Genomic DNA, 6,417 nt, shown 5'->3' with positions numbered 1-6,417 from the left:
CCAGCCAGGGTTGGGCGGCGTCGGTCCAGTGGGCCATGGCTGCGCCCAGCAACAGGCTGCCCACAGCACCCACAGCCAGGCCTTGCAGGATCGGTTGCAGGCCCAGGCTGGTGACTTGCCGGCCTTGCTTGACCTCACCGGCGCGGGTCCACTGCCACCAGCCGTAGAGTTGCAGGGCGGCGTAGATCACTTGCAGGAGCATGTCGGAGTAGAGCTTCACATCGAAGAAGAACCAGGTGTACAGCAGCACCATCACCAGGCCGATGGGCCAGCACCACGGGTTCTGTTTAACCGTCAACCAGACAGCGATCACCCCCAGGGCGGCGGCAAACAGTTCAAGCCCGGACATGGCGGTTCCTTGGGGGAGTCGAAGAGGGCGCTGATTGTAACCAATGTGGGAGCGGCGGTGCGACGATAGATCGTTCCCACGCTCTGCGTGGGAATGCAGTTCCGGACGCTCCGCGTCCCGGCTCTGCGCAACGGTGACGCAGAGCGTCACAGGATGCGTTCCCACGCAGAGCGTGGGAACGATCATCGGCGTCAGACCTTGAATTGGCGCAGAAGGCTGTCGAGTTGTTCGCTCAGGCCTTTCAAGTGCGCACTCGCGACACTTGACTGCTGCGCCGCCAGTGCCGTGCTGTGGGACAAGCCGGCTGCCTGGGTGACGTTCTGGTTGATGTCTTCCACCACATGCGCCTGCTGCAACGTGGCGCTGGCAATCGAGGCGTTCAGCCCGTTGAGATTACGCAGCGCCTGGCCGATGGCAGTCAGGCTCGCGCCTGCCTGGCCTGCTTGTTCGATAGTCAGTTGCGAGGCCTGGTGGCTGTCGCTGATGACCTTGACCGCTGCCTCCGAATGGCCTTGCAGGCGCTCGATCATCGCCTGGATCTCTGCCGTGGATTTTTGCGTGCGCTGGGCCAGCAGCCGTACTTCGTCGGCCACCACCGCAAAACCACGGCCTTGCTCCCCGGCGCGGGCCGCTTCGATGGCGGCGTTGAGGGCCAGCAAGTTGGTCTGGTCGGCAATCGAGCGGATCACTTCCAGCACGCCGCCAATCTGCGTGCTTTCAGTCGACAGCGTCCGGATCACCTCCACGGCCTGGCTGATGGTGCCGGAGAGCTGGTCGATCCGTTGCAGGCTGCCATCGATATTGAGCTGGCCCTGTTCGGCCTGCACCTGGGCATCGCGCATTTCGCTGGCGGCATGCTCGGCATTTTTGGCCACGTCCTGTACGCCATAGGTGACTTCATTGATCGCCGTCGCCACCAGTTCCATCTGCTGCGATTGCTGTTGGCTGCGGTCATGGGCATCGCTGGCGTTGCTGCCCAGCTCGGTGGACGAATGGCCCAAGGCGTTGGCGCAGGTCTGCAACTGGCCCACCACCTGCCGCAGCTTGGCGGTAAAGCTGTTGAAGTGCCGCGACAATTGAGTGACTTCATCCTGGCCATGGGTGTCGAGGGTGCGGGTCAGGTCGCTTTCGCCACTGGCGATATTGGCCATCGCATTCACTGCCTGCTGCAACGGGCGCACGATGCTGCGGGCGATCAGCACCACCAGCAGGGCCATGATCAGCGCGATCACCAGGCCAACCACCGAGGCTTTCCACACCTGGCCGCGGAACTCGCCTTGCACGTCATCGACATACACGCCGGAACCGATGATCCAGCCCCAGGGTTCGAACAGCTGGATATAGGAGGTCTTGGCCACCGGCGCATCGGCGCCGGGCTTGGGCCAGCGGTAATTCACCATCCCCGCGCCCTTGGCCTTGGCCAGGATCACGAACTCGTTGAACACCGCAAAGCCGTCCGGATCACGGATGGCCGACAGGTTCTGGCCGTCGAGCTTGGGGTTGGCCGCGTGCATGATCATCACGGGGGTGAGGTCGTTGATCCAGAAGTAGTCGTCCTTTCCGTAACGCAGGCCACGTACCGCGCTCAAGGCTTGCTTCTGCGCCGCTTCACGGCTCAGGACGCCGCTGGTTTCGAGGCTGTGATAATAAGTCAGGATCCCGCTGGCGGTTTGCACCACGCGCTGGGTCTGCTCACTCTTGGCCTGGTACAGGTCGCCATGAATCTGCTTGAGCATAAGCAGGCCGAGGGTTAGCAGCATCAGCACGGCGACGATCAGGATCAGCCAGAGGCGCCGGCTGATAGACATATTGCGCAAACTGTTCATGGTCCTGTCACTCCGTGTTCTTATAATTTTGGGTGCTGCATCGACATTTCCGGCTTGTCTGATAGGCTTTCGGCCCAGAATCAAAAAACCTGAGTCCTGCCTGATTTTTCACGGAATTTTCGCAGTTCGGCCTTGATTATTTGCGCTGTGCTTGCAGCGCACTCTTCGTTAGTGAACGTCTAAAAAATATCAACGAGGCATGCCGTGGGCATGACCTTTGGGGGAATCGATGGATCTTTGGACCGCCGTACAGGCACTGATACTCGGCGTTGTAGAGGGGCTGACGGAGTTTTTGCCGATCTCCAGTACCGGGCACCAGATTATCGTGGCCGACTTGATCAACTTCGGTGGCGAACGCTTTGAAGCGTTCAATATCATCATTCAGCTGGGCGCGATCCTGGCGGTGGTGTGGGAGTTTCGACGCAAGATCCTCGACGTGGTCATTGGCTTGCCGACCCAGCGCAATGCCCAGCGTTTCACCGTCAACCTGATCATTGCCGTATTGCCGGCGGTGGTGCTGGGGGTGATTTTCGCCGACCTGATCAAACACTACCTGTTCAACCCGATCACCGTTGCGGCGGCGTTGGTGGTGGGCGGCGTCATCATGTTGTGGGCCGAGCGCCGCCAGCATGAAGTGCACGCCGAAACCGTCGACGACATCACCTGGAAGGACGCGATCAAAGTCGGCTTCGCCCAGTGCCTGGCCATGATCCCGGGCACCTCGCGCTCGGGCGCTACCATCATTGGCGGCCTGTTGTTCGGCCTGTCACGCAAGACCGCCACCGAGTTCTCGTTCTTCCTGGCGATGCCGACCATGGTCGGCGCAGCGGTGTATTCGGGCTACAAGTACCGTCACCTGTTCCAGCCGGATGACCTGCCGGTGTTTGCCATCGGCTTTGTCACCTCGTTCATCTTCGCGATGATCGCGGTCAAGGCGCTGCTCAAGTTCATCGCCAGCCACAGCTACGCGGCGTTCGCCTGGTACCGGATCGCCTTCGGCCTGGTGATCCTGGCCACCTGGCAGTTCGGCTGGATCGACTGGTCGGCCGTCAAGCCATGATCATCCAGCATCCGCGCTTCAAGGCGTTGGTGTTTGCACTGTTGTGCGCCGCGCCGCTGTTTGGTGCGGCGCTGCTGGGGTACCGCGGGGTTTCGCTGATCCCGCTGGTGGCCTATGGCGTGGTCAGCGTGGTGGCGTTCCTGCTGTACTGGAGCGACAAGCGCAAGGCTCGCGAAGACAGCTGGCGCACCCCGGAAAACGTCCTGCACGCGGTGGAGCTGGCAGGCGGTTGGCCGGGGGCGTTGATTGCCCAGCAGGTGTTCCGCCACAAGACGCGCAAGGTGTCTTATCAGGTGGTGTTCTGGCTGATCGTGTTGCTGCACCAGGTGTTCTGGATTGATCAGCTGTTCCTGGGTGGCACGCTACTCTCGATCTTCTAGCAACAAGCCGACCTGCGTGCGCTTGGGCAGCTTGCTCACCACCAACTGGTGGGAACGCTGCAACAAGCCACGCAGTTCCTCGGCGCCCAGCGGGTAGGGCGTTTCCATGATGATCCACTGCGCCCGCGCCAGGTACGGCGCCGGGTGGATGCCGGGGCGATCCACATGGCCCAGGAACAGCTCCTTGTCGACCTTGAACGCCAGCGAGTCGCCCCGCAGGTTCTGCAAGGCAAACATCTTGTTGCCGGCAATCGAAAACACCCGCACGCCGCCCCATTTGTAATCTTCCCGCGCGCCGGGCAAGCCCAGGCAAAACGTGGCGACTTGTTCTTCGGTCATTCTCATAGCAAACGGTCTCCGCAACCTTTGAAGGCGTTATCCAGGTGGTCGATCCAGGCCCGCACGGCCGGCAACACGCCGCGCCGATGTGGGTACACCGCCTGCAACCAGCCGCCCGGCAATGACCATTGCGGCAAGAGCTGCACCAACTGGCCGTTGGCCAACTCCTCCTCGCAATACATCATCGGCAGCACGGTAAACCCCAGGCCGGCGAGGGCGCAGGCCTTGCGTACCAGGAAATCATCGATCCCCAGCCGCGCTTCCATCACCAGGTCGTGGCTGCTGCCTTCCGGGCTGAGCATGCGGAAGTGCACCATGCGGTCTGCTTCCAGGGCGCCCAGCACCGGCAGTTGCTTGAGGTCTTCCAGGGTGTCGATCTGCCGCTCACGCACAAAGTCGGGGCTGGCGACAATCGCGGTCTGGGCCTGGCGCAGGCGCTTGGTCACCAGCAGCGGGTCTTCATCCCCAAGCTCGCGCACGCGCAAGGCCACATCAATGCCTTCGGCCACCAGGTCGACGCGGCGGTTGACCAAGTTCATCTCCAACTGCACCAGCGGGTTGGCGGTGAGAAACTCCGCCACCACGGTCTGCAGGAATTGGTGAGCCAGGCCCACGGGGCTGCTGACCCGCAGCCGACCGCGGGGTTCGCTGGACATGCTGGCCACTGCCTCATCGGCCATTTCCGCCTCCAGCAGCATTGCCTGGCAGTGGCGCAGGTAGCGTTCACCCACGGCGGTGAGGGTCAGTTGGCGGGTGGTACGTTGCAGCAAGCGGGCGCCGAGGCGTTCTTCCAGCTCGGCAATGCGCCGCGACAGCCGCGACTTGGGAATCCCCAGCAGTCGCCCGGCAGCGGCGAAACCGCCGGCTTCCACCACCTTGGCGAAGTAGTAGAGGTCATTCAGATCTTGCATGGTGGGCCTATTGTCCTGTCAGTGGGACGAATAATCGCATATTGCCTGACTAATCGCTGATTGGTTTCATCTGTAGGCTTATTTCCATTCCGTCGCCCTTGGCGATGCTTACTTGGAGATTAACCATGAAACTGTTGCATATCGATTCCAGCATCCTCGGCGACAACTCGGTTTCCCGTCAGTTGAGCGCAGGTGTCGTCAAGACCTGGCAGGCGGCCGAGCCAGGCGTTGAAGTGACCTACCGTGACCTGGCCAGCGAAGGCATCAACCACTTTTCCGGCGTGACCCTGGGTGCACTGGGCACCGCTGCCGAGCTGCGTGATGCCGTACAGAAACATGAAGCCGAGCTGAGCGCCAACACCCTCGCCGAATTCCTCGCGGCCGACGCCATCGTCCTGGCTGCGCCGATGTACAACTTCACCATCCCAACCCAACTCAAGGCCTGGATCGACCGTATCGCCGTCGCCGGCCAGACATTCCGCTACACCGAAAACGGTCCTGAAGGCCTGGCCGGTGGCAAGAAAGTCATCATCGTGTCGACCTCCGGCGGCCTGCACGTTGGCCAGCCGACCGGTGTGGCTCACGAAGACTACCTGAAAGTGCTGCTGGGCTTCCTCGGCATCACCGACATCGAAATCGTCCGCGCTCACGGCCTGGGCTATGGCGATGAAGTGCGCAGCAAGGCGATCAGCGACGCCAACGCAGTGATCAACGAACAATTGTTCGCCGCAGCGTAAGACTTGTGTAAATTTTGCTGTTCCTCGATATCAATCTGATTCGAGGCGCCTAAACTCTGTATTCTGCTCGCCTGAAAAGCGATCGGAGTACGGAGTTTTTTCGTTTACCCGCTGTCACTACTTTGGCCCAGGTTATGCACGCATGGGTAAACCCTGCCAGTCCGAGCGCCTGAACCATGGATACTTCAACAGCTACGCGGGCTTACGCAACAAAGGTGGACATCCCCATGATGCGTCTTTGTGCAGTCTTGGTTCTCTCCCTGCTCGGCGGCCTGATTTCAGTGCAAGCCGCGCCCGCGCCGCACCCCCATTGGAGTGTGGGCTTCCACCGCATGACTTTTCTCGACCCGCTGGATCTGCAGCCGATGAAAGCCGTCGCGTTCTACCCGTCCACCGGCCTGGAACACACCACCCAGGTGGGCGCTTATCACATCGCCGCCACTGAAGACTCGAAAATCGCCATCGGCCGCTTTCCAATGCTGATGCTGTCCCACGGCAATACCGGCACGCCCCTGGCCCTGCACGACCTCGCCACCTCCCTGGCGCGCAAGGGGTTTGTGGTGGTGGCGGTGCTGCACCCTGGCGACAACTACAAGGATCACAGCCGGCTGGGCACCTTGAGCAACCTGTACGGGCGCCCGATCCAGATTTCCGAAGCGATCACCGCCACCCTCGGCGACCCGATGCTGTCGCCATTCGTCAACGTCGACCAGGTAGGCGTCATCGGTTATTCGGCCGGTGGCGAAACCGCGCTGATCCTCGCCGGCGCCAAGCCGGACCTCGACCGCCTGCGCCGCTACTGCCAGCAACGCCCG

Annotated in this window: 8 protein-coding genes; 4 read left to right on the top strand and 4 right to left on the bottom strand. The window is 61.6% G+C overall.

All coding sequences use genetic code 11. The features are described from left to right. On the bottom strand, positions 1–349 hold a 349-nt coding region (gene pnuC, locus HX846_RS30655; RefSeq protein WP_178966822.1), incomplete at its 3' end, for a nicotinamide riboside transporter PnuC. 191 nt (positions 350–540) lie between these two features. Next, positions 541–2,175: a methyl-accepting chemotaxis protein gene (locus HX846_RS30650; protein ID WP_087692679.1), complete on the bottom strand. Its 1,635-nt coding sequence runs from the start codon at positions 2,173–2,175 to the stop codon at positions 541–543. 229 nt (positions 2,176–2,404) lie between these two features. Here HX846_RS30650 and HX846_RS30645 point away from each other — a divergent pair, with 229 nt between their 5' ends. Continuing rightward, positions 2,405–3,235 (top strand): undecaprenyl-diphosphate phosphatase, encoded by an 831-nt coding sequence (locus HX846_RS30645; protein WP_003215357.1) that lies wholly within the window; start codon positions 2,405–2,407, stop codon positions 3,233–3,235. Next, positions 3,232–3,615: a DUF1294 domain-containing protein gene (locus HX846_RS30640; protein WP_003215359.1), complete on the top strand. Its 384-nt coding sequence runs from the start codon at positions 3,232–3,234 to the stop codon at positions 3,613–3,615. Before HX846_RS30645 ends, HX846_RS30640 begins: the two co-directional genes overlap by 4 nt. On the opposite strand, the gene HX846_RS30635 is transcribed toward HX846_RS30640, so the two are convergent. Next, complete coding sequence (locus HX846_RS30635; RefSeq protein WP_032899493.1) at positions 3,598–3,960, bottom strand: MmcQ/YjbR family DNA-binding protein; 363 nt, start codon at positions 3,958–3,960, stop codon at positions 3,598–3,600. The two genes, HX846_RS30640 and HX846_RS30635, sit on opposite strands and share 18 nt — an antisense overlap. Then, complete coding sequence (locus HX846_RS30630) at positions 3,957–4,865, bottom strand: LysR substrate-binding domain-containing protein (protein ID WP_003215364.1); 909 nt, start codon at positions 4,863–4,865, stop codon at positions 3,957–3,959. The genes HX846_RS30635 and HX846_RS30630 overlap by 4 nt, the downstream gene beginning before the upstream one ends. A gap of 125 nt (positions 4,866–4,990) precedes the next feature. On the opposite strand from HX846_RS30630, the gene HX846_RS30625 reads away from it, so the two are divergent. Both HX846_RS30625 and HX846_RS30620 read left to right on the top strand, forming a co-directional pair. Further along, complete coding sequence (locus HX846_RS30625) at positions 4,991–5,602, top strand: FMN-dependent NADH-azoreductase (RefSeq protein WP_003215366.1); 612 nt, start codon at positions 4,991–4,993, stop codon at positions 5,600–5,602. Positions 5,603–5,829: 227 nt separating this feature from the next. Further along, positions 5,830–6,417, top strand: a 588-nt coding sequence (locus HX846_RS30620) for an alpha/beta hydrolase family protein (RefSeq protein WP_372242026.1), incomplete at its 3' end; no start/stop codon positions are given.

Origin of the sequence: Pseudomonas sp. K5002 (genome assembly GCF_013386655.1) — a bacterium.
Classification (GTDB): domain Bacteria; phylum Pseudomonadota; class Gammaproteobacteria; order Pseudomonadales; family Pseudomonadaceae; genus Aquipseudomonas.
This window is presented reverse-complemented; position numbering and strand designations above follow the sequence as displayed.